General features: G+C 67.1%; 19 protein-coding genes, 1 pseudogene and 1 riboswitch. Of the genes and pseudogenes, 6 read left to right on the top strand and 14 right to left on the bottom strand.

Annotation, left to right across the window (positions count from 1 at the left end; genetic code table 11):
* Window positions 1-163 precede the first annotated feature (163 nt).
* From cobO to ASC68_RS06690, 4 genes are read right to left on the bottom strand one after another with little or no spacing between them, the layout of a single operon-like run.
* Complete coding sequence (cobO, locus tag ASC68_RS06705) at window positions 164-805, bottom strand: cob(I)yrinic acid a,c-diamide adenosyltransferase (RefSeq protein ID WP_055876740.1); 642 nt, start codon at window positions 803-805, stop codon at window positions 164-166.
* Entirely contained in the window at window positions 805-4,809 is a 4,005-nt protein-coding gene (locus ASC68_RS06700) for a cobaltochelatase subunit CobN (RefSeq protein ID WP_248310502.1), read from the bottom strand. Before ASC68_RS06700 ends, cobO begins: the two co-directional genes overlap by 1 nt.
* Window positions 4,770-5,225 (bottom strand): hypothetical protein, encoded by a 456-nt coding sequence (locus ASC68_RS06695; RefSeq protein ID WP_055876737.1) that lies wholly within the window; start codon window positions 5,223-5,225, stop codon window positions 4,770-4,772. Before ASC68_RS06695 ends, ASC68_RS06700 begins: the two co-directional genes overlap by 40 nt.
* Entirely contained in the window at window positions 5,225-6,064 is an 840-nt protein-coding gene (locus ASC68_RS06690; RefSeq protein WP_055876734.1) for a LytTR family DNA-binding domain-containing protein, read from the bottom strand. Before ASC68_RS06690 ends, ASC68_RS06695 begins: the two co-directional genes overlap by 1 nt.
* A gap of 152 nt (window positions 6,065-6,216) precedes the next feature.
* Here ASC68_RS06690 and ASC68_RS06685 point away from each other — a divergent pair, with 152 nt between their 5' ends.
* On the top strand, window positions 6,217-7,416 hold the full coding sequence (locus ASC68_RS06685; protein WP_055876731.1) for an acyltransferase family protein: 1,200 nt from the start codon (window positions 6,217-6,219) through the stop codon (window positions 7,414-7,416).
* Here ASC68_RS06685 and cobW read toward each other — a convergent pair.
* The 5 genes from cobW to ASC68_RS06660 all read right to left on the bottom strand — a co-directional run bounded on the left by cobW (window position 7,413) and on the right by ASC68_RS06660 (window position 10,937).
* Entirely contained in the window at window positions 7,413-8,465 is a 1,053-nt protein-coding gene (gene cobW, locus ASC68_RS06680; protein WP_055876728.1) for a cobalamin biosynthesis protein CobW, read from the bottom strand. The genes ASC68_RS06685 and cobW overlap by 4 nt on opposite strands.
* A complete protein-coding gene (locus ASC68_RS06675) occupies window positions 8,462-9,229 on the bottom strand; it encodes a CbtA family protein (RefSeq protein WP_055876725.1) in 768 nt (255 codons plus the stop codon). Before ASC68_RS06675 ends, cobW begins: the two co-directional genes overlap by 4 nt.
* A gap of 31 nt (window positions 9,230-9,260) precedes the next feature.
* On the bottom strand, window positions 9,261-9,443 hold the full coding sequence (locus ASC68_RS06670) for a CbtB-domain containing protein (RefSeq protein WP_055876724.1): 183 nt from the start codon (window positions 9,441-9,443) through the stop codon (window positions 9,261-9,263).
* Between the two features lie 95 nt (window positions 9,444-9,538).
* Window positions 9,539-9,759: riboswitch (cobalamin riboswitch) on the bottom strand.
* 20 nt (window positions 9,760-9,779) lie between these two features.
* Window positions 9,780-10,379 carry a hypothetical protein gene (locus ASC68_RS06665; protein ID WP_055876723.1) on the bottom strand — a complete coding sequence of 200 codons (600 nt, stop codon included), beginning with the start codon at window positions 10,377-10,379 and terminating at the stop codon, window positions 9,780-9,782.
* 78 nt (window positions 10,380-10,457) lie between these two features.
* Window positions 10,458-10,937 (bottom strand): MarR family transcriptional regulator, encoded by a 480-nt coding sequence (locus tag ASC68_RS06660; RefSeq protein ID WP_082527967.1) that lies wholly within the window; start codon window positions 10,935-10,937, stop codon window positions 10,458-10,460.
* A gap of 67 nt (window positions 10,938-11,004) precedes the next feature.
* Here ASC68_RS06660 and ASC68_RS06655 point away from each other — a divergent pair, with 67 nt between their 5' ends.
* Window positions 11,005-12,198 (top strand): FAD-dependent monooxygenase, encoded by a 1,194-nt coding sequence (locus ASC68_RS06655; RefSeq protein WP_248310501.1) that lies wholly within the window; start codon window positions 11,005-11,007, stop codon window positions 12,196-12,198.
* Window positions 12,199-12,269: 71 nt separating this feature from the next.
* Window positions 12,270-12,626 (top strand): DMT family protein, encoded by a 357-nt coding sequence (locus ASC68_RS06650; RefSeq protein WP_055047697.1) that lies wholly within the window; start codon window positions 12,270-12,272, stop codon window positions 12,624-12,626.
* On the opposite strand, the gene ASC68_RS06645 is transcribed toward ASC68_RS06650, so the two are convergent.
* The 4 genes from ASC68_RS06645 to ASC68_RS06630 all read right to left on the bottom strand — a co-directional run bounded on the left by ASC68_RS06645 (window position 12,601) and on the right by ASC68_RS06630 (window position 17,111).
* Window positions 12,601-13,509, bottom strand: a complete 909-nt coding sequence (locus ASC68_RS06645) for an NAD(P)/FAD-dependent oxidoreductase (protein WP_055876718.1) — start codon at window positions 13,507-13,509, stop codon at window positions 12,601-12,603. The genes ASC68_RS06650 and ASC68_RS06645 overlap by 26 nt on opposite strands.
* Window positions 13,510-13,577: 68 nt before the next feature.
* Window positions 13,578-14,774, bottom strand: a complete 1,197-nt coding sequence (locus ASC68_RS06640; RefSeq protein WP_055876716.1) for a GTP-binding protein — start codon at window positions 14,772-14,774, stop codon at window positions 13,578-13,580.
* Window positions 14,775-14,825: 51 nt separating this feature from the next.
* Window positions 14,826-16,031: a metallochaperone AztD gene (locus ASC68_RS06635; protein ID WP_055876713.1), complete on the bottom strand. Its 1,206-nt coding sequence runs from the start codon at window positions 16,029-16,031 to the stop codon at window positions 14,826-14,828.
* A gap of 123 nt (window positions 16,032-16,154) precedes the next feature.
* Window positions 16,155-17,111 carry a zinc ABC transporter substrate-binding protein gene (locus ASC68_RS06630; RefSeq protein WP_055876710.1) on the bottom strand — a complete coding sequence of 319 codons (957 nt, stop codon included), beginning with the start codon at window positions 17,109-17,111 and terminating at the stop codon, window positions 16,155-16,157.
* A 119-nt stretch (window positions 17,112-17,230) separates the two neighbouring features.
* On the opposite strand from ASC68_RS06630, the pseudogene ASC68_RS06625 reads away from it, so the two are divergent.
* The 3 genes and pseudogenes from ASC68_RS06625 to ASC68_RS06615 form a co-directional block, all read left to right on the top strand.
* Window positions 17,231-18,001: pseudogene (locus ASC68_RS06625) on the top strand (metal ABC transporter ATP-binding protein); the annotation flags it as partial.
* A 10-nt stretch (window positions 18,002-18,011) separates the two neighbouring features.
* Window positions 18,012-18,851, top strand: coding sequence for a metal ABC transporter permease (locus ASC68_RS06620; RefSeq protein WP_082527964.1), 840 nt, complete (start codon window positions 18,012-18,014; stop codon window positions 18,849-18,851).
* A 3-nt stretch (window positions 18,852-18,854) separates the two neighbouring features.
* Window positions 18,855-19,289 carry a Fur family transcriptional regulator gene (locus ASC68_RS06615; RefSeq protein ID WP_055876704.1) on the top strand — a complete coding sequence of 145 codons (435 nt, stop codon included), beginning with the start codon at window positions 18,855-18,857 and terminating at the stop codon, window positions 19,287-19,289.
* Window positions 19,290-19,501: 212 nt separating this feature from the next.
* Here the strand turns inward: ASC68_RS06615 and ASC68_RS06610 are convergent, their stop codons facing one another.
* Complete coding sequence (locus tag ASC68_RS06610) at window positions 19,502-21,649, bottom strand: phosphodiesterase (RefSeq protein ID WP_055876701.1); 2,148 nt, start codon at window positions 21,647-21,649, stop codon at window positions 19,502-19,504.
* Between the last annotated feature and the right edge of the window lie 42 nt (window positions 21,650-21,691).

Genomic DNA, 21,691 nt, shown 5'->3' with positions numbered 1-21,691 from the left:
CCCTCGCTAGGCCCTTAGAAATCGCAAGAGAGGGGATGCGGAGCCACAGTGCCTCCTCGCGACCCCCTCTCTGGCGAAAACTAAGGACTTAGCTGCGCTAAGCCCAAGTTTTCGCTTTCTCCCCCGCCGAGGGGAGATGGGGCCGGTGCGTGCGGCGCGCCCCCTAAAACTCGATCCCCGCCTGCGCCTTCACGCCAGAGCGGAACGGGTGCTTGATCTCGGTCATTTCGGTGACGAGGTCAGCCAATTCGATGATCTCGTCCTTGGCATTGCGGCCGGTGACGATGACGTGGGTGTCGCGCGGCTTGTTGCGCAGCACTTCGAGCACCTCATCGAGCGGCAGGTAGTCGTAGCGCAGCACGATGTTGAGCTCGTCGAGCAGGATGAGCTTAAAACTCTCGTCGGCGATCAGCTCCTTGGCCATTTCCCAGGCGCCGCGAGCGGCGGCGAGATCGCGCTGGCGATCCTGGGTGTCCCAGGTAAAGCCCTCGCCCATCGCCTTGATGGTCACCTGGTCGGGAAACCTGTCGAGCACGTCGCGCTCACCGGTGCTCCAGGCGCCCTTGACGAACTGCACCACACCGACCTTGAAGCCGTGGCCGATGGCGCGGAACACCATGCCGAAGGCGGCGGTCGACTTGCCCTTGCCCTTGCCGGTATGGACGATGAGCAGGCCGCGCTCCTCGGTCTTGGTGGCGAGGATCTTGTTCCGCGCCTCCTTCTTCTTCCGCATCTTTTCGGCGTGATAGGCGTCGCGCTCGGCTTCGCTCATCAGGTCGGTCTTCTTGGGGGCTTTGTCGGTCATCAAGTGTCCTCGAGATAGGCGAAAGCGGAATTGGAACGTGGGCTCCAGAAGCCGCGCCGTCGGGCTTCGTTGAACTTTTCGATCAGTTCGTCATAGCCGAAGCGATTGTTGGTTTGAATGAACCGGCGCGTCACGTCGTCTTCGACGAAGGCTTCGAAGGCGAGGTCGAAATGGTGGGTTTGGACGGCGCCGGTGGTCGCGGCGAAGGCGAACATGTAGTCGACGGTGGCAATGATCTCGAAGGCACCCTTGTAGCCATGGCGCTTCACCCCATCGATCCATTTCGGATTGACGACGCGGGAGCGCACTACCCTCGAGATCTCCTCGGCCAGCGTCCGGGCGATCGGCCGCTCGGGACGAGAGTGATCGTTGTGATAGGCGGCGGGGGCCCGGCCGGTCAGGGTCTCGGCGGTGACGGCGAGGCCACCCTCGAACTGGTAGTAATCATCGCTGTCGAGCAGGTCGTGCTCGCGATTGTCCTGGTTGTGGACCACCGCCTCGATGTCGGAGAGGCGTGCAGCGAAACGATCGCGCTCGGGCGTGCCATCGGCATTGGCGCCATAGGCGTATTGGCCCCAGTTGAGAAAGGCCTCGGCGAGATTGGCCTTGCTCTCCCAGTTGCCCGAATCCATCAGGCCCTGCAGGCCCGCACCATAGGCGCCCGGTTTCGAGCCGAAGATGCGGTGGCCGGCGCTGAGGGCCGCGGTGCGATCGTCGGCGCCGGATCTCATCAATTCCAGCGCGTCGGTGCGCATGCGGGCGGCAATCGGGTTCTGGTCCTCGGGCTCATCGAGGGCGCCGATGGCGCGGACGGCTTTGTCGAACAGCGCGATCTGGGCCGGGAAGGCATCACGGAAGAAGCCGGAAATGCGCAGGGTGACGTCGACGCGCGGGCGGCCGAGCTTGGCCAGCGGGATGATCTCGTAGCCGGAGAGGCGGAGCGACGACGGGTCCCATACCGGTTTGGCGCCGATGAAGGCGAGGGCCTGGGCGACGTCGTCACCGCCGGTGCGCATATTGGCAGTGCCCCAGACGGACAGGGCGAGGGAACGGAGCGGCGTGCCGTGATCCTGGAAATGACGGACCAGCAGGTTCTCGGCGGATTTCCGGCCAAGCTCCCAGGCGGTCGGGGTGGGCACCGCCCGGATGTCGACCGAGTAGAAGTTGCGCCCGGTGGGCAGCACGTCGAGACGGCCACGCGACGGCGCGCCGGAGGGACCAGGCGGGACGAACCGGCCGTCGAGGCCGAGGAGCAGCGAGGCGATCTCGCTGGGGCCGGAGGCGGCGAGGCGCGGACGGATAACGTGTTCTATCGTTTCGAGCACGGCCGCAGTTGCGAGCCAATCGGCGTCGGGAGTGTGACCGCTGACGAGGTCGGCCGCGAGGTTCTCGAGGTGTTCGACCACGTCGCCGACGGTGCGAGGGGCGCCCCCCTCCCCAACCCTCCCCGCAAGGGGGAGGGTGCCGGCCGGTGTTTGTGGCAAGATCGCGCCGACTCCACCGAACGGCGCCTCCCCCCTTGCGGGGGAGGTTGGGAGGGTGGGCGCAGCCAGCACCGGCCCAGTCCACGGCGCCCCGAGGTCCGCCGTCAGCGGGTCGAAGCCGAGTTTCAGGTCATCGGCGAGGGCGCGGATGAGCGATGCTTCACCCGGTGTCTCGCCGCGCGGCACGCGGGCGAGAGCGACGATCAGGTCGCGCTCGAGGCGGCCGGTGGGGGATTGGCCGAAGATGTGGAGGCCATCGCGGATCTGGGCTTCCTTCAGGTCGCAGAGGAAGGTGTCGATGCGCTTCAGCGTTTCGAACTCATCCGGGACGAGACCGATATCGCGGTCGAGGCGCGCGTCGCGGGTGAAATCGAGGATGCGCTTCCTGAGCCCGGCGAGGCGGCGGCGGTCCATGCCGGAGGCGGCATAATACTCGTCGAGCAGCGCCTCGAGGTCCTTGAGCGGGCCGTAGGTTTCGGCGCGGGTCAGCGGCGGCACCAGATGGTCGATGATCACCGCGCCGGTGCGGCGCTTGGCCTGGGTGCCTTCGCCGGGATCGTTAACGATGAACGGGTAGAGCTGCGGCAGCTCGGCCCAGAGCGCGGCGGGATAGGACGCGGCGTCGAGCGCGGTGGCCTTGCCGGGAAGCCACTCGAGATTGCCGTGCTTGCCGTTGTGGATCACGGCATGGGCCGCAAACTCGTGCCGCAGCCAGAGATAAGCGGCGAGATAGCCGTGCGGCGGCACGAGGTCCGGATCGTGATAGCTGGCAGTTTCGTCAAGGTGGTAACCGCGGGCCGGCTGAACCAGGATGGCGACGTTGCCGAGGCGGATCGCCGGGAGATGGAAGGCGCATTTAGCGCCGTCGCCATGCACGAACGGATCGGCAGCAGGGTCGCCCCAGCGGGCGGTGACTTCCGACTGGATCTTGGCCGGGAGCGTGGCGAACAGCTCACGGTAGCGATTCACGGGAAACGGGATGCCGGTGCCGCGCTCCGGATGGGCGTTGGTGGGGCCGGCTTGGAGCAAGGCAATCAGGTCGTTGCCGTCGCGCGGAAACTGCCCCTCACCCGCCTCGCTACGCGAGGCACCCTCTCCCTCAAGGGGAGAGGGAAGGCCGGGGCTGGATCGTGCCACATCGCCCCTCTCCCCTTGAGGGAGAGGGTGGCGCGCAGCGCCGGGTGAGGGGCCGAAGCGATACCCCGCTCCCTCAAGAACCTTCAAAATCTCCACCGTCGACTGCGGCGCGTCATAGCCCACCCCGTTGGCCAGGCGGCCGTCGCGAATGGGGTAGTTGGCGAGGACCACCGCAACCCGCCGATCGGCGCGCGGCGTGGCCCGCAGCGTGGTCCAGTTCTTGGCCAGGGTGACGGCGCGGCGGATGCCGTCGGGGTCGGGGGCGTAGGCGGAGAGTGGGCACTGGGTGCGCTCGTGCCAGACGGCGTCGTGCTTGTGGCCGACCAGCAGCATGCCGATGCGGCCGTCGAGCTCGGGCAGCACCACCTGCATGGCGAGGTCTTTCGCCGTGAGGCCCTGGATATCGGCGGCCCACTGCGCTTCGGGGCGGCCGCCCTGCAGCAGCTGAATCACCGGAGCATCGGTGCCGGCAAAGGGGTTCTGCTTGTCGTCGAGGCCGTCGAGGCCGAGGGCAAAGCCGGTAAGGTTGAGGATAACGCCGGGGGGATACGTGGCGAAAGCCGCCTGGACGAAGCGGATGCAGGCGCCTTCCTTCAGCGTCGAGACGACGATGGGGACGGGGTAGAGGGATCGGGTTTCGAGTTCGGCGATCAGGGCTTCGAGCGTTCCGGTGCCGGCGCCTTCGAGGGCAGCGCGGTAGAACAGGATGGGCACGTTCGGATGCGGCGAGGCCGGCAGCGCCTCGAGTATGCCGTGCTTGGGGTGCCAGAGGCCGAAGCGGTGGAAGGGTTTTGGCGCCGAACTGCCCGGTTCGAGCGCGGGGCTCCCCCCACCCTTGCCTCCCTGCGAGCGGGAGGACGACGACTGCGCGAGCTCAGCGAAGGCCTTGAGCAGCGTATCGGCATTGTCCGGGCCGCCGGCGGTGAACAGGCTGTGGAGCCTGGTCCAGTCGTCGGGGTGGATGGTGGAGCGCTGTTGCAGGATCGGGTCGGGGTTGGCGTCGCCGGGGAGGAGGGCGAGCTGGATCTTGCCGCTCAGCGCCAGGGCGGTCAGCTCGTCGACGCCATACTGCCAGTAGGCCGGGCCGCCGAGCAGGCGGACGACGACCAGACTGGCGTGCTGCACGGTCTGGTCGAGCCACAGGTCGACCGAGAGGTTGTGGCTCAACCGCAAGAGGTTGGCGAGGCGCAGGTCGGAAATGCCGGCGCGGTCGGCGGCGCCGGCCAGCATAGCCAGTTCGCTGTCGGCGGCGGAGGCGAAGATGATCGGCGCCGGGGACTGGGCGAGATCGATGGCCTCGCCTTCCTGTTGCAGGGCACCGGCCTGGGCGGAGAGCAGGTGCATCAGGTCACCGGAGCCGAGCGCTTCGGCAGCGGGTGCCAAAGCTCGATCAGGCCGACGCAGCAGAACGCCGATACGGCGCCGGTGAGCGCCACACCGCTGATGATGATGACATCATCGACCGAGCTGACGTCGTCGGAAAACAGGAAGAGGCCGATGACCGCGGCGCTGACCAGGGCGCCGATCACCGGGCCGGCGACGAGGCGCTGCCAGAGCTGCGGCAGGAAGCGGCTGACGAGCATGATGATGACCGAGGCAATGGCGGCGGGTATGGCGCCGAGGGTATAGGCCGCGATGAGGATGATCGGCCAGTTCTCGTCGAGGAAGTTCGAGGCCGACTGGCCGGCGGCATGCACGATGATGCCGTCGGTGATGACGGCGAAGGCGAAGAACACCAGGGCGCCGATGGCGGGGCCGATAAACAGCGAGACGACGAACAGCCAGATGTTGCGGGCCATTATGCAAGCTCCTGGCGATAGCGGCGCGAGCCGCGGAGTTCGGAGCCATCGGCCATGCGGATGGTGAAATCGCCGTCGCGGACCGGGGCGATCTCGCGGACCTTGGCGCGATTGACGAGATGCGAGCGGTGCACCCGGGCGACATCGACGCCGGCATCGCTCAACAGCTGCTCGAGCGCCGCAAGGCTGATGCGGGCAAGGTGGGTGGCGCCATTGGCGCGGATCTCGACATAGTTGCCGGCGGCGCTGGCCCAATCGAGCGAGGCGGCATCGAGGAAGATGGTGCGACCACCGGCCTTGAGGGTGAGCTTGCCGGTCTGCCGGGCGTCGGCCCGCGCCGCTTCAGCTTCGCGGCGATGCTCCTCGAGGCTGCGCTGCAGGCCCAGCATCAGGATCAGCACGGAATAGGGGAAGATGTCCTTGCGGTACTCGTAGAGCAGGTCGGTGGGGAGGTCGGTGAAGAAGCTGTAGCTCATGCCGAGGATCACCGAGTAGGCGCCGGTGCGCAGCACGATGAACAGCGCGATGTGCAGCAGCGAAAACACGATGCTGCCGAGCGCGTGCCAGAGGAGGGCCGAGCGCCAGGTCTCGGCGGTGAAAGGCACGCTGCGTTCGAACAGGATGACCAGCGGCGCCAGCGCCACCATGGCAAGGACGCTGGTCAACTCGAGGATGAACGGCACACGAGGGTCGAGCACCCGGCCCTCACGTTGCGCCTCGGTGAGAATGCCGAGAGCGTTGAGGACGCCGATGGCGATCAGGAACAGCGTCATGATGACCCAGACGCGGCGCGCGACACGGCGCTCCAGTGCGGCCTCGCCGGTGAGATCAGCCGCCATTGGTCACCCATTGGCCGCCGCTGGCCCCATTGCTGCCGGCACGCGTCGCCGCTCGTCCCACCGGCCTGCCGCTTGCACCAGCGCGGTAGGACAAGGCGGCGCCCTGCCCTAGCCCTGAACACCTCGCAAATCGCTCAGAGGCTGGAGCCATCATGTCAGCAGAGACCCTTCCCGCCATCGGTTCGGAGCGCCGCTACGATCTCGACTGGCTGCGCGTCATCGCCTTCGGTTTTTTGATCTTCTACCACATCGGCATGTTCTACGTGACGTGGGGCTGGCACGTGAAAAGCCCGCATGCCGGGCCCTGGCTGGAGCCGGTGATGGCGCTGATCAACCCGTGGCGGCTGCCGCTGCTGTTCCTCATCTCGGGCATAGCGCTGCGCTTCGCCATCGACAGGAGCCGGCTGCGCCAGTTCGTGCCGCGGCGCTTCATGCGGCTGTTCGTGCCGATCGTCTTCGGCATGCTGGTGGTGTGCGCGCCACAAGCCTATTTCGAGCTCTACAGGAAGGGCGAGACCGGCGCGGATTTCTGGGCGTTCTACGGCCAGTATCTCGACTTCGACATGGAGTTCTCGATCCTGACGCCGACCTGGAACCACCTGTGGTACGTGGTCTACATCCTTGCCTATACGCTCGTCGTGGTGGCGCTGCTGCCGCTGCTCAGAGCGCTCGATGGGGCGGCGGAGGCGCTGTTCGGCTGGCTGGGGCGCGGCGCGCTGGGCTGGCGCCTGCTGCTGGTGCCTCTGCTGCCCTTCCTCGGTTACGAGTGGCTGCTGGCGCCGCACTTCCCCTCGACGCACGCCTTCTACAATGACTGGGCCAACCATGCGGAGCTGTTCAGCATCGTGCTGATCGGCTGGTTCGCGGCGAAAAGCCCGGCATTCTGGGGGGCGGTGCAACGGCACCTCGGCTCGGCGATCACCCTGGCTCTCGGGCTGCTGCTGGTGCTGGCCGTGGCCCGGCTCAACTGGGGCACGGTGCGCGCCGACGAGGGCCTCACGACGCTGATGACGCTGGCGCGCACGGTGTTCATGTGGGCGGCGATCGTTGCGATGCTGGGGCTGGCGCAGCGCTACCTCAACCGCAGCGGTCCCGTGCTGCGCTTCCTCACCGAGGCGGTGTTCCCGTACTACATCCTGCATCAGACCCTCATCGTGGCCGTAGGGTTCTGGGTCGGCGGCCTGCTGCTGCCGGTGGGACTGGAGGCCGGCATCATCACCGTCGCAACGGTTGTCGGTTGCGTGGTGCTGACCGAGGCGATCAAGCGCGTGCCACCGCTGCGCCCGCTGTTCGGGCTGGCGTGGCGGGCCGAAGCGATCCGGCCCGCGTCACAGGTCGTCGCCGCCAGTTAGGCCGCAGCCGCGATGGCACCCTCGAGGCTCCGGGTGATCGCCGCATGGTCGAGCGGCGATTCCCCGATCACCACCAGAGCGGTCCGACGCGCCTCGCCCGGCTTCCACGGCCGGTCGAAATAGGCGGAGACGCGCGGTCCAACCGCCTGGATGGCGAGACGGGCCGGGGCGCCGGGGAGTGCGGCAAAACCCTTGAGACGGAGCACGTCATGGGCGCGGATGGTCGCCTCGATGGTTTGGAGCAGATGATCCTTGCTGGTGACGCCGTCGAGGGTGACGGAGAAGGAATCGAAATCATCGTGCTCGTGGCCTTCGCCACCGTGCTCGAGCTCGTGATGGCTCTCGCGTCCGGCGAGGTTGTCTTCGGTCGAGAGCCCCATGCCGAGCAGCGCCGCGACATCGACATGGCCGTTGCGGGCGCGGACCACGCCGGTGCCCGGACGCATCTCGGCCTTGAGGTGGGCTTCGATGGTGTCGAGCTGGGCGTCGGTGACGAGGTCGGCCTTGTTGAGGATCACCATGTCGGCAGCGATCAGCTGATCCTCGAACAGCTCGCCGAGCGGCGTCTCGTGGTCGAGCATGGCGTCGGCGGAACGGAGCGCGTCGACCGCCTGTTCGTCATTGGCGAAGCGGCCTTCGCTGAGCGCCGCCGCGTCGGCGACGGTGACGACGCCGTCGATGGTCACCTCGGACTTGATCTCGGGCCAGTTGAAGGCGCGGATCAGCGGCTGCGGCAGCGCCAGGCCGGAGGTCTCGATGACGATGTGGTCGGGGCGATCCTCACGCTCGAGCAGCGCCTGCATGGTGGGGATGAACTCGTCGGCGACGGTGCAGCAGATGCAGCCATTGCTCAGCTCGATCATGTCCTCTTCGCGGCAGGTTTCATCACCGCAGCCGGCGAGGATTTCCTTGTCGACGCCGAGCTCGCCAAACTCGTTGATGATCAGCGCGATGCGTTTGCCCCTGGCATGGGCGAGGAGGTGCCGGACCAGGGTGGTCTTGCCGGCGCCGAGGAAGCCGGTGATGACGGTAACGGGGATCTTGCTCATGCGTGGGCACCTTTCAGGGCGAAGGCGGAAGACCTGGCGAGGCGCTCGTTGAGCCAGCCGAACAGCGGGCCGACGATCAGCCAGAACAGCGCGCCGGTGGCGAGGGTCGCCGCGGCGAAGCTGGTCGCGAGATTGGCGGGGACGGCGGTGGCGTGTTCACCGACCAGTTGCGGTGCGCCGATGACGTGCGGCGCGAGGATCAGCACGGCTGCAATGACGATGCCGGTCCAGTTGTGGAGCTTGGCGATGGCGAGGATGCCGGCGCCGGTGGCGAGCGCCGTGCCGACCCACCAGACCTGGCGGGCGACGAGATCTGCAGCGGGCATGCCGGGGAGTTCCGGCGGCAGGCCAAGGGCCGGGGCGAGCTGCAACGCGATGAAGCCACTGAGCCCCCAGATCACGCCATTGCGGGCGGTGATCTCGATGCCGGAAAGCACGGAGACGGCAGCGAGCACGAAGGCGAAGCCGATGCAGCCGAGGAGGTTGGCCAGCACGGTGTAGGCGATGCGCTCGGCGCCATCCTGCGGCGCCCAGGCGTCTTCGTCATGCTCGTGGGCCGGCGCGGCTTCGGCATGCTCATGCGCGGGCGTGCCGGCCTCGTGGCTGTGCTCGGCGACGGCCGGCGCCTCGGGGGCGGCGTTCTCGTAGACTTCGGCGGCGAGGATCAGCGGCGCGACGCGCCATTGCTGCACGGCGCTCATGGCCAAGCCGGCTGCGAGTCCGGCAAGGACCGCAGCGAAAAAGATTCGCTGGAAGAGTTTCATCGATGTCTCGTGTGCTTAGAGCTGAGTCAGCTCAATGGCAGGGGAAGCCAAGCGCATGGCGCGTATCGTGCGCGCCATTGTGGATCGCCATGTCACTGGCAAAACCGACGCCGCCGACGAGGACGAAGCCGATAAACAATGCCAGCACACCTGCGATGAGCCGTTGCGAGACAGAAAGACGGGCGACCGACGCCGTCTGGACCTGAGTATTCATAAGCCTGCACCCTCCGTGCGGATGAAAGTGGGCGTATCGCCCGAGCTCTTTCCGGGGGTCGCGTTTCGAACCGGAAAAGTCTGACAACTTTTCCTGAAACACTCCCGGACGCTGGCAGGTCTCCTGACTCGCGGGTCACCGTGGTCTCCGGCCTTCCCAACATCCCAAAGGATGGCAGTGGCATAGTCGGAGGCACTCGCCGCTTACAGTTGCGGGGGCAGCCACGGATTTGGTCCCTGATGGGTACGCCGCACCGTGTTCCCTTTTGATCCCCTCGCCCGAACGGGGTTGAGGAACCAACGTGGGGTTATCGTTACGCCGCAGGAGGGGGCGCGGTCAATCTTCCGCGGCAGCGGAATCGGGGTAGCCGACGGTGACGGTATCGACACGCGCATCGACCTTTTCGAGCAGCGGCTCGCTCGACGAGATCTGCATGTCGCCGGAGATGGCATCGACATTGAGGTCGGCCGGATAGTCGCCGACGGCGAAGCGGACGCTGACCGAGCAGCCACCCTCGGGCGGGGCGAGCTTGCCGCCCTCGAAGCTGGCGGCGCCACCATAATCCCAGAAGAAGCCGTAGAGCTGGAACGGCCCGCCATTCAGGGCTTCAACTTCCTTGACGGTCAGGCCCTGCTTGAGGCCACCCGGCGCGGTGTCACCCGGCGGCACGGTGAAGTAAGCGATGCGCTCGTGCTTTTCCTCGTCCCACCAGCCGAACTCGATGGTCTTGGCGGGATCGTTTGGGAAGATGGTGGTGGCGAGCACGGTAGAGCCCTCGGGGCCCGGGACATCACCAGTCACCACATTGTCCTTGCCGAAGGCTTCGATCAGCCGCGCCTCGGAACTGTCACCGGCGAACGGGCCCTCGCAGACGATGTCGGCAGCCAGGGCGGGCGCCGCCAACAGCAACAGGGGAAACAGGACCAGCGCACGCATTGTCGACCTCCGTTGACCCGCCGAATCTAGCTGAGCCAGGTGAGTCTGGGCAGGCCTTGCGGCGGAAGCTGGGCACGATCACCGGCCCGACTGCAGCCGTTCGGTCATCTGGTTCTGGATGGCGAGGACCTCCTCGATCACCTCGGTGAGGAGGCGCAGCTCGTCGAGGCTGCGCTTGCCCAGCGCTTCGGCGCCAGCGATCGCCATCGGGGCGTAGGCCTTCTCGATGACGGCGGTGGTGGCCTCGGCGAGTTCCACCAGCACCTTGCGCCGATCATGCGGATCGGGTTGGCGGCGGACGAAGTTGCGCGCCTCGAGCCGGTCAATCAGCGAGGTGACAGCGGCCGGGGTGAGGCGAGTGGCGCGAGCGATGGCGCTGGCGGTTTGCGGACCGCTGGTGAGGAAGCTGAGGCACAGGCGCTCGGCCGGGCCGAGCTTGAACATCGCTCCCACCTCCTCGTCATAGCGCTGCGTCGCTTCCTGCCAGCGCACGATCAGCGTGCCGAGCCGCTGGACCAGCTCCGCCTTCGCGTCGCTTGACGAATTTACTTCGATCATCTAACTATATGCTCATCGAATAATACGACGGACGCATGATATGCGGCGTCGCGCAGGTGAGGCAAGAATGAAAGCACGCATCGGTATCGTTGGCGCCGGCTCCGCTGGGCTCGGCCTGGCCCTGGCACTGGTCAGGCGCGGCTTCGCACCCGTTGTCTTCGAGAAGCGCAGCGAGAAACAGGTGATCGACGAGGGGATTTTCCTGACGCTGGCGCCCAACGGCATGAACGCGCTGCGCGGCTTTGGCCTCGCGGCGGAGGCGCTGCGGCACGGGGTCGAAACGCGCGCCATTGTCCTCCACAACGAACACGGCAGGGCGCTCGGCACGGTCGACTATGCCCGCCATGCGGCACAGTTCGGCGCGCCTTCAGTGACGATCCGGCGCGGCGCGCTGGGCGAAATCCTGTTGGCCGCGGCGCGGGCAGCCGGAGTGCCGATCCAGTTCGAGACGCCGGTAAGCGCGGTCGCCAACCTCGAGACCGAGGTGGCGGCGACGACCGCTGACGGCGTGACGCACAGTTTCGACGTGTTGGTGGGGGCAGATGGCCTCCGCTCCAATGTGCGCAGCCTCACCATGCCCGGGCTGCCGTCACCTGCCTATAACGGCCTGCTGGGGAGCGGTGGCATCGTCGATGTGCCGGATGTGGCGCCGACCGATGGGCGGATGCTGATGACCTTCGGGCGGCGGGCGTTCTTCGGCTACATCAAGGACCCGGGCGGGCCGGTCTACTGGTTCAACAGTTTTCCCGCCGACGAGCAGCAGGCGCAACTGATCGACCGCCAGGCGGCGACCGGGTATTTCGAGGCGCTGCATCGCACCGATCCCGCGGTCAACCGGCGGATCATCGCGGCTGCCGCGCCGCAGGTGAGCCGGATCTATCCCGATTACGACGTGCCGAGCCTGCCCTACTGGTCGAAGGGGCGGGTGATCCTGATCGGCGATGCGGCGCATGCGGTGACCCCGCATTCGGGCCAGGGCGCATCGATGGCGCTCGAGGACGCGCTGGTGCTGGCGGCCTGTCTCGAGGCGGAGGCGACGCCTGAAAACGCCTTTCGGCGTTTCGAGGCATTGCGGCGGGACCGGGTGGAGGCGGCGGTGCAGCTCGGCCGGCAGGGCGGCATGCCCAAGAAGGCACAGGGTTGGCTGGCGCGGCGGGTGCGCGATCTGGCGCTGCCGCTGTTCGTGCCGCTCGGCCAGCGTGGGCAGGAGCAGTTGTTCGCCTTTCGCGCCGACGATACACCACTGGTCCGGCCGAACTGAGCGGCCTTGCGGCCGCCACGGGGCCCGGCGATCAATGGGTCGAGCCAACTGATTCGACCCTGGTGCCCCCAATGCCTTTCACCTTCCAGACGGTGATGCCGATCCTCCTCTTGATCGGCTCCAATGTGTTCATGACCGTCGCCTGGTACGGGCACCTGAAATTCCCGCACATGGCGATGTGGGTGGCGGTGATGGTCAGCTGGGGCATCGCGCTGGTGGAATACTGGCTGGCGGTGCCCGCCAACCGGATCGGCTACGGCGCCTACACAGCGGCGGAGCTAAAGACCATCCAGGAGGTGATCAGCCTCACGGTGTTCGCCGGCTTCGCGGTATTCGTTCTGGGCGAGAAGCTCACCTGGAACCACGCCGTCGGCTTCGGGCTGATTTTCGCCGGGGCCTTCTTCATTTTCCGCGGGCCGCTGAAGTAGCCACCAGCGACTGGTGGGCGAAGACGCCCGCCCCTGCCCCGTCGGCGACCGCGAAGCTGATATTGTGCATGGGCCGCGCCGCATCGCCCGCGGCATAGACGCCGGGAATGCTGGTCTGCTGCAGGTGATCGACGAGGAAGAAATCGCCGGCCATTCCGGCCTTGGTTTCGCAGCCGAGCTGGAGGCCGAGGTTGCTGGCGAGCTGGATCGGCGCATGGACGAAGATGGCGTCGAGCGGCGTCGATCCGGCGGTGGTCACCACCGATTGCAGCACGCCATCGCGGTGATCGAAGCGCACCAGCGCCGCCTCGACCAGCTTCACCCGCATATCGGCGAGCGCCGCGCGGACGATCGGATCGACCGGGCCGCCATTGGCAAACAGCGTCAGGTCGCTGGTCCACTCCTGAAAGAAGCGAGCGCGGTCGAGGATATCGCCGTCGCGCAGCATCAGGCCGAGGCGACGATCGGCGACCTCGTAGCCGTGGCAATAGGGGCAATGCAGCACGGTCTTGCCCCAGCATTCGGCCATGCCGGGAATGCCGCTGGTATCGTCGGTGACGCCGTGGGCGATGATCAGCCGGCGCGCGGCCAGCTGCTGGTGTGAGGCGAGTTCGATGCTGAAGCCGTCGAGCGCACCTGACGCCGCAATGGCCTCGGCGTTGCGGAGCTCTACGGTGCCGTAGATTTCGAGCTGACGGCGAGCCTCGGCGAGCAGTTCGCCCGGCACGGCGCCATCGCGGCTGAGGAAACCATGCGAGTGTTCGGCGAAGCGATTGCGTGGCTTGCCGGTATCGAGCACCAGCACCTTGCGGCGGGCGCGACCCAGTTGGGTTGCGGCAGCAAGGCCGGCAAAGCCGCCGCCGATGATGATGACGTCGTACATGTTTGTTGTCCTGTTTCGAACGAGGAATGGTGGCGGCGGCGAGATGTTCCGCCGGGCCGGGATTTGCATCAGGCCGGCGACCAGGCCGGGAACGGATCGGGGAGGCGCTCCCAGGCCGATGGGGTGAAGGCGCGCGCCGGGATCAGGCAGTCATCGAGCGCCCGGCGCAGCGCCGCCTCATCCATCGGATCGGTGCCGATGAAGACCAGCTCCTGCCGGCGGTCGCCCCAGATGGGGTCGAGATAGGCCGACATCGCGGTTTCCCACTGCGGATCGTCGGGCCAGCGTTGCTGCGGCACGGCGGCCCACCAGAGCCCCCGTCGACTGGTCGAGACCAACTGGCCGGCCTGGCTCAGTTCACCGACATAATGCGGCCGGGTGGCGAGCCAGAAGAACCCCTTGGCGCGGATGACGCCAGGGTGCGCCCGGGCGACGAAGCCGTTGAACAACAGCGGGTTGAATGGCCGGCGCGCCCGGTAGACGAAGGAGCGGATGCCGTATTCGAGGGTTTCCGGAATGTGGTCGGCAAAGCCGTTCAGTTCCTTGAACCACAGCGGATGCTGCTCGGCGCGATCGAAGTTGAAGCGGCCGGTGCCGAGGATCTCGTCGATGGCGACGCGGCTGAAATCGGTCTCGATGACGCGCGCGCCGACGTTCAGCGAACGGATGATGCGGCGCGCCGCGGCGAGCGCCTCCGGCGTGGCGGTTGCGACCTTGTTCAATACGATGACGTCGGCGAACTCGATCTGGTCGACCAGCAGGTGGGCGAGGCTGCGCTCATCGTCGGGACCGAGGGTCTCGCCATGGGCGGAAAGCGGATCGGTGGAGCCGAACTGGGCGGCGAGGTTGGCGGCATCGACCACGGTGACCATGGTGTCGAGGTCGGTAATGTCGCTGAGGCTGTCACCCAGGGCATCGCGGAACTCGAAGGTGGCGGCGACCGGCAAGGGCTCGGAGATGCCGGTCGATTCGATGAGCAGGTAGTCGAAGCGGCCGGCTTCGGCCAGGGCACGGACTTCGCGCAACAGGTCGCCGCGCAGCGTGCAGCAGATGCAGCCGTTCGACATCTCGACCAGTTGCTCATCGGCCCGCGACAGCTCGGCGCCGCCCTCGCGCACCAGCGTCGCGTCGATATTCACCTCGCTCATGTCGTTGACGATGACGGCGACGCGGCGCCCCTCGCGATTGTTGAGGATGTGGTTGAGCAGCGTGGTCTTGCCGGCGCCCAGAAAGCCGGAGAGCACGGTGACGGGGAGACGTTTCATGACGTTTCGCTCGATGGGAGGGGCCCCCGCCTCGCGGCGGGGCGTGATGTATCACTCGTGCGTGTGGCCGGAGCCGCCGACGGCGACGATGTTGTAGGGGGCGCCGGCCACCGCGATGTCGCGGGCAAGCGCAAAGCTCTCGGCATCGACGAGGTGGATGGCGCCGGCCAGCGGATCGGTGACGGCGATGTGGTCGCCGGCGACAGCAAGCCGCGGCCGCGGCAGGCTCCACTCGCCATCCATCGAGTAGGGCTCGGTCAGCTGCAGCGTCTTGTCGATGGCGCCGGAGACGACATCGAGCCGGTGCAATGCGCCATCCTCGGTGAAGACATAGGCATATTTCACGCGCTCGGGGTCGATGGCGAAGTGGACGCGGCGGCTGGGCAGATCAACCAGGCGGAAGGGCTCGGCTGCCGAGGGGTCGATGATGGCAACGCGATCGGCGCCATAGTTGCCGAGCCAATACTGCATGGCGACACCGCCGAGCAGCGTGGTGGCTTTTCCCTCCGGCAGGCTGGCCGAATAAGGCAGCAGCTGCAGCTCCGGGCCGTCCTTGCTCGCCTTCACCAGCAAGAGGCCGGCAGCGCAGGCGATGGCGAGGGTGTCGCCGGAGCTGGCTTCGCCATGCAGGTCCGGGCAGGCATGGAGATCGCCGATGGTGGCGCCGTCGGCGCCATAGACATCGATGCCGACGGGAAGCGCCTTTGGGTCCTCGGCGCTGGGGCGCGAGATCAGCGTGTATTCGCCGAGCGGCGCGGCAACGCCATGGTGCGGGGCGGCAACCTTCAGGTCACGGGTCGCCGCATTGCCGGCAAGCCAGTCCGTCTCGGAGAGCAGGCGGGCGACACCTTCGCCATCGAAGAACAGCGCGATGTCGCCATGGTGCTCGACAAAGTGCACCGGCTTGTCGCCGGCGACGGCGGCATCGAGCAGTTTGGGCGCACTGACGTCGAGGTCGGCATGATCGCCGTGGTCGCCCAGCGCGATGCCGGAAGCGATGGCGGAGACACGGTCGGCCTCGCCCTGCACCGCATAGACGGCGGCCTTGCTCGGAGTGGTGTAGAGGCTTGCCGGGCTGCCGAGCTCGAAGCTGCCGGCGATCTGGTCGGTGCCGAGGTCAATGGCGGTGACGAGCGGCTTGGCGTGGTCGGCGACGAACAGCCGCCAGAAGGTGGCCTCTTCTTCGGCCCAAGCGGGGGTGGCGCAGAAGGACAGGGCCATGGCAGGCAGGATCAGGTGGTGCAGCAGGCGCGGCATCGGTAGTCTCCCAAGGTGAAATCGAGGTCGAGCGGAAGGGTTCGCGCGCCGGATGGCGCGCGGGCGGTCGGCGAAAAAGCGAGGGGATAGGGGCCGCCGGGTGGCGCGGCGCCCCCCCTCAGGCTACTGCGCGAGGCAGGCCTTGAGGCTGGTGGCGAGGTTCTCGATCAGCTGGCGATAGAGGCCCGGGCCTTCATCGAGGTTGGCGCCCTCGGGGTCGAGCACGCCTTGTTTGGCCGTGGTGCCCTCGGTGAGCACGGTAACGATGCGCGGGTCGAACACCGGCTCGGCGAAGACGCAGGCCGCGTCGAGTGTCTTCAGCTTCGCGCGGATCTCATTGATGCGGTCGGCGCCGGGGGCGATTTCGGGGCTGAGGGTGACCGAGCCGGCGACGTTCAGCCCGAAGCGCTTCTCGAAATACTGGTAGGCATCGTGGAAGACGACGAAGGGGCGATCCTTGATCGGGGCGAGGCTGGCCGCGGTCTCGGCGATCAGGGCGTCGAGGTCGGCGGTCTCCCTTGAGGCATTGGCGCGGTAAATGTCGGCATGCTCCGGATCGGCAGCGACGAGACTGTCGGCGATGGCCGCGACCATCACCTTGGCGTTGCCGGGATCGAGGAAGAAGTGCAGATCCTGCTCCTCGCCGTGCTCGTGCTCATGCGTCTCGCCGGCGGGCTCCGCCTCATCACCGTGCTCCGCTTCATCGTGATCGTGATGCTCGAAGGTGCCGGTCTCGCGCGGCGGCAACAGCTCGATGCCGGGAGCCTTGCTCAGCTCGACGATGGTGGCCTTGGGCGCCAGGGTGTCGATGGAATCCTCGAGGAAGAGCTCGAGGCCGTGACCGGTCCAGAACACCAGGTTGGCCGATTGCAACGCTTGCGCGTCGGAGGGCTTGAGGCTGTAGCTGTGCGGCGAGGCGGCGCCCTTGACGATGAGCGCCGGCGTGCCGAGATCTCCCATCACCGCGGCGACCAGCGCATGCAGCGGCTTGATGGTGGCGACAACGCTGGGCACCTCGGCAAGCGCCAGGGTGGGCCAGCTGAGCGCCGCAGCAAGCGCCAGGAAGAACGGTTTCTGCATCGGAAGACCCCTGTTTGAAACACAGCTCGAGTACGCGATATGTTATGACATTACGCTATCGATGTGTTACGCTATAACGTAATGGTAGAACGTCAGCAAGAGACGGAATCGTGAATTTCATGGATGCACATCGAGGGCACGAGGTGCTGGTGGATGTGGCCGGCGCCGGCGTGCGGCGTGATGGCCGCTGGCTGGTCGAGGCCGTCGACGTGACGATCCGCAAGGGTGAGATCGTCACGCTAATCGGGCCGAACGGCTCGGGCAAATCGACCACGGCGAAGCTGGTGACCGGGGTGCTGAAGCCCGATGCCGGCACGGTGTCGCGCAAGGCCGGGCTGCGGATCGGCTATGTGCCGCAAAAGCTGTCGATCGACTGGACCATGCCGCTGACGGTGCGGCGGCTGATGTCGCTGACCGGCAGCTATCCCAGAGCCGAGATCGATGCGGCGCTGGCGGCGACCGGCGTGGCGCACCTCGCCAATGCCGAGGTGCAGCACCTCTCGGGCGGCGAGTTCCAGCGGGCGCTGCTGGCGCGGGCGATGATCCGGAAGCCGGACCTCTTGGTGCTGGACGAGCCGGTGCAGGGCGTTGATTTCTCCGGCGAAGTGGCGCTCTACGACCTGATCGGCAAGATCCGTGACGAGACCGGCTGCGGCATCCTGCTGATCAGCCATGACCTGCACGTGGTGATGGCGGCGACCGATACGGTGATCTGCCTCAACGGCCATGTCTGCTGCCGTGGCACGCCGGAATCGGTGGCGCGGAGCCCGGAATATCTCAGCCTGTTCGGCGCCCGCGCCGCCAATGCGCTGGCGGTGTACCAGCACCACCACGACCATACCCACCTGCCCGATGGGCGGGTCGAGGAGGCGGACGGGCGGATCGTCGACGCACACGAGCATGTGCACGAACACGACCATGAAGGGCACCGCCATGCTTGAGGATTTCTTCACCCGAGCGGTGATCGCCGGGATCGGGCTGGCGCTGGTGACCGGGCCGCTCGGCTGCTTCATCGTCTGGCGACGCATGGCCTATTTCGGCGACACCATGGCGCATTCGGCGCTGCTCGGGGTGGCGCTCAGCCTGGTGCTGCAGGTGAACATGACGCTCGGGGTGTTCATCATCGCCGCGGCCGTCGCCGGGGCGCTGCTGCTGCTACAACGGCGGCAGACGCTGTCGACCGACGCGCTGCTCGGCATCCTCAGCCATTCGGCGCTGGCGATCGGCCTCGTGGTGGCGTTCCTCAGCGGTATCCGGGTCGACCTGATGGGCTTTCTGTTCGGCGACATCCTCGCCGTGTCGGTCAGCGATATCGTGGTGATCTACCTGGGTGGCCTGGTGATCCTCGCCGTGCTCGCCGCGATGTGGCGGCCGCTGCTGGCGGCGACGGTCAATGCCGAGGTGGCGGAAGCCGAGGGCATGCGGCCCGAGGTGACGCGGATCGTCTTCATGCTGCTGCTCGCTTCGGTGATCGCCATCGCCATGAAGATCGTCGGTGTGCTGCTGATCACGGCGCTGCTGATCATTCCGGCGGCGACCGCACGGCGGCTGAGCGCCACGCCCGAGCAGATGGCGCTGATCTCGGCCGGCGTCGGGGCGCTGGCAGTGGCGGGCGGGCTGTTCGGCTCGCTCCGCTTCGATACGCCAAGCGGCCCGTCGATCGTCGTTGCGGCGCTTGCGCTGTTCCTCATTTCCATCGCGCTGCCGGTCCATTTATGGCGCGCCAGACGGGAGGCCTGAGCCATGGCCCATAGCCACGAAGCCCACCACCATGAGCGGCCGCGCGACCTGACGCGCAACCAGGAACTGGTGCTGACGACGCTCAACAATGCCGAGGCGCCGCTCTCGGCCTACGACATTCTCGACAAGCTGCGCGACGAGGGCCTGCGGGCGCCACTGCAGGTCTATCGGGCGCTGGAGAAGCTGATCGAGCACGGGCTGGCGCACCGGCTGGAATCGCTCAACGCCTTCGTCTGCTGCGCCGATGCCAACTGCCACGGGCGCGCCAGCGGCACGGCGGCCTTCGCCATCTGCTCGGGCTGCGGGCGGGTGGACGAATTCGCCGACCCTGAGGTGACAGCGCGGCTCGCCGCCTGGGCCGGGGAAACCGGCTTCGGGCTGGAGCGGACTACGATCGAGCTGCGCGGCCGCTGTGCGGAGTGCCGGCAGGCGGCTTAGGGGGCGGTTTCGCTCGGGTCAGCTCCCCTCCCCGTGGGGGCAGGGCTATCGCATATGACTGCGATGGGCACCTCTTGCCTTCTCCCCTTGTGGGAGAAGGTGCCCGAAGGGCGGATGAGTACGCGGAGAGAACCCCTCATCCGGCCTTCGGCCACCTTCTCCCACAAGGGGAGAAGGCCATCCAACTACTGTCAGTGCTCCATATGCGATAGCTAGCTCGCCTGACGCAAAGCCTGCTCGCCCTGCAGCAGGCGTTCGAGTTGCGCCAGGCGCAGCGGGCGGGCGAACAGGTAGCCCTGGAATTCGCGACAGCCGAGGCGTGACAGCAGCGCTGCCTCCTCGCGCCGCTCGACGCCTTCGGCAGTGACCGCGAGGCCCATGGCGAAAGCGTAGATCATGGTGGATTCGACCAATGCCGCCTGCACCGGGTCGCTGTCGATCTCGGCGACCAGTGAGCGATCGAGCTTCACCCGGTCAAAGCGGAACTGCTTCAGGTAGCCGATCGAGGAATAACCGGTGCCGAAGTCGTCGAGCGCGATGATGATGCCCGACTGGCGCAGCTGTTCGATCAGCCGGATGGCGCGATCGGGGTGGGAGACGAGAAAGGACTCGGTCACTTCGAGCTGCAGCCGGCTGGCGGCGACGCCCCATTCGTCGAGCGTCGCAAAGACCGTCTGTGGCAGCGTCGGGTTGCGGAGCTGGGCCGGCGAGACGTTGACCGAAATCTTCAGCTCGCCGAGCGGGCCGATCTCCTCGATGGCGCGGCGCAGCGCGAACATGCCGAGATCGTCGATGAGGCCAGAGGCTTCGGCGGCGGGGATGAACTCGCCCGGCCCCATTGGGCCGGCAGCGCGGCGGTTCCAGCGCATCAGCGCCTCGACCCCGAGGATGGCCTGGGTGCGGAAATCGATGATCGGCTGGTATTCGAGGTCGAACTCGCCGGCCTCCAGCCCGCGCCTGATATCGGCCTGCAGCTCGATGCGGCGGCGACGCTCATCCTCGATGGCCGGGTCGTAGGCCACGGTGTGGTTGCCGCCGGTCTCGCGGGCCCGCGCTACGGCGGTCTCGGCCATGCGGATCAGATTGCCAACGTTATCACGGCGAGTCGGCGCATCGACGACGCCGATGCTCAGGCCGATCTTCAGTTTGAGGTTGCCGACCGGTACCGGTTCGCCGGCGCCGGCCAGGATGCGGTCGGCGAAACCGCGGATCTTCTCGCCGGCGTCCTCGCCGAGGCGAGCGAGCGACAGCTCGGTCGGGCCGGTACGGGCGAGCACTGCCTCCCCATCGGTGATCGTCTCGAAGCGCTCGGCCAGCGCCACCAGCAGTTCATTGGCGGCCTCGCGGCCATAGAGGCCGACGATATCCTGCAGGCCGTCGACGTTGATCTGGCTGACGGCAACCGGCAGTTCGCCGCGCTTTCTGGGGATCGCCTGGGCGATGTGCTCCTCGAGGCCGAAGCGGCTCAGCAGCCCGGTCGTGCCGTCATAGCGGGCATTGTACCAGTCGCGCTCTTCCGAAGCGGTGCGCAGCTTGATCGAGTGACGGAAGGCGGCAAGGACGACGAAGATCAGGACGCCGATGATCAGCATCACCAGCACGGCGATGGTCGCGGTGTGGGCGAAGGCGGGATCGCCGGGACGGCGAGGCGGCCAGTCGATGGTGGCGATAGCCGCTCCCGCCGCGTCGGTGAGCGCCATCGCGTCATGGTCGGGTTTGGGCACCTCGACGAGCCGTGGCAGCGGCAGCTGGAAGCGGGTGGCGACGTCGCGCAGCATGATGTCGTCGAGCTGGCGGGCGAGCCAGAGCACGCGGCGCTGCTCGCGCGGGATGCTGGCCTGGCCCGAATTGCCGTGGACCACCGCGCCGGCCAGCGCCGCAGCGCCACGGGCATTGCGCGACAGGTTGGAAACGGTCGCATCGTCGCCGGCCCTGGCGATACCCGCCTCGAGCCGTTCGAGCAGTTGCGGCACACCGCTGAACAGCTCGGCGAGCGTACCGGTCACCGGTCCGCGGCTGGTTTCGCCGAAGATGATATTGCCGCTCATATCGGTGAGAATGGCGGTGTCATAGGTATCGGAGATGCGCGCGGTGGCGCCCCAGACCGAGTCGAGCCAGGCCGGATTGGGCTCGATATAGGTGTTGATATAGGCCTCGGTCCAGGTTGCCTCATCGGCAGTGCTCTCGGCGAGACCGACCACCAGGGATTCGACGGCGGCGGCGATAGCGCTCTTGCCGCGATCGGAATCGATGGCGTTCATTTCGGCGCTCATCAGATGCATGGCGACGAACACCAGCGCGCAGACGCCGAAATAGACAGCGACCGCCGGCAGGGCGATCCAGAAAGTGAAGTTCAGCAATGCCGATCGGCGCGCCGGCTTGCGCGCGCTGCGGGCGCTAGC

This window comes from Devosia sp. Root105, assembly GCF_001424865.1.
GTDB lineage: Bacteria > Pseudomonadota > Alphaproteobacteria > Rhizobiales > Devosiaceae > Devosia_A.
This window is presented reverse-complemented; position numbering and strand designations above follow the sequence as displayed.

Excerpts from the sequence above, each read along its gene's own strand:
- ASC68_RS06615 (WP_055876704.1), top strand. The coding sequence starts at position 18,855 with ATGGCCCATAGCCACGAAGCCCACCACCATGAGCGGCCGCGCGACCTG.
- ASC68_RS06630 (WP_055876710.1), bottom strand. The coding sequence starts at position 17,111 with ATGCAGAAACCGTTCTTCCTGGCGCTTGCTGCGGCGCTCAGCTGGCCC.
- ASC68_RS06675 (WP_055876725.1), bottom strand. The coding sequence starts at position 9,229 with ATGAAACTCTTCCAGCGAATCTTTTTCGCTGCGGTCCTTGCCGGACTC.
- ASC68_RS06690 (WP_055876734.1), bottom strand. The coding sequence starts at position 6,064 with ATGGCGGCTGATCTCACCGGCGAGGCCGCACTGGAGCGCCGTGTCGCG.
- cobO (WP_055876740.1), bottom strand. The coding sequence starts at position 805 with ATGACCGACAAAGCCCCCAAGAAGACCGACCTGATGAGCGAAGCCGAG.
- ASC68_RS06660 (WP_082527967.1), bottom strand. The coding sequence starts at position 10,937 with ATGATCGAAGTAAATTCGTCAAGCGACGCGAAGGCGGAGCTGGTCCAG.
- ASC68_RS06640 (WP_055876716.1), bottom strand. The coding sequence starts at position 14,774 with ATGAAACGTCTCCCCGTCACCGTGCTCTCCGGCTTTCTGGGCGCCGGC.
- ASC68_RS06635 (WP_055876713.1), bottom strand. The coding sequence starts at position 16,031 with ATGCCGCGCCTGCTGCACCACCTGATCCTGCCTGCCATGGCCCTGTCC.
- ASC68_RS06695 (WP_055876737.1), bottom strand. The coding sequence starts at position 5,225 with ATGGCCCGCAACATCTGGCTGTTCGTCGTCTCGCTGTTTATCGGCCCC.
- ASC68_RS06645 (WP_055876718.1), bottom strand. The coding sequence starts at position 13,509 with ATGTACGACGTCATCATCATCGGCGGCGGCTTTGCCGGCCTTGCTGCC.
- ASC68_RS06655 (WP_248310501.1), top strand. The coding sequence starts at position 11,005 with ATGAAAGCACGCATCGGTATCGTTGGCGCCGGCTCCGCTGGGCTCGGC.
- cobW (WP_055876728.1), bottom strand. The coding sequence starts at position 8,465 with ATGAGCAAGATCCCCGTTACCGTCATCACCGGCTTCCTCGGCGCCGGC.
- ASC68_RS06670 (WP_055876724.1), bottom strand. The coding sequence starts at position 9,443 with ATGAATACTCAGGTCCAGACGGCGTCGGTCGCCCGTCTTTCTGTCTCG.
- ASC68_RS06620 (WP_082527964.1), top strand. The coding sequence starts at position 18,012 with ATGTGCACGAACACGACCATGAAGGGCACCGCCATGCTTGAGGATTTC.
- ASC68_RS06665 (WP_055876723.1), bottom strand. The coding sequence starts at position 10,379 with ATGCGTGCGCTGGTCCTGTTTCCCCTGTTGCTGTTGGCGGCGCCCGCC.
- ASC68_RS06685 (WP_055876731.1), top strand. The coding sequence starts at position 6,217 with ATGTCAGCAGAGACCCTTCCCGCCATCGGTTCGGAGCGCCGCTACGAT.
- ASC68_RS06650 (WP_055047697.1), top strand. The coding sequence starts at position 12,270 with ATGCCTTTCACCTTCCAGACGGTGATGCCGATCCTCCTCTTGATCGGC.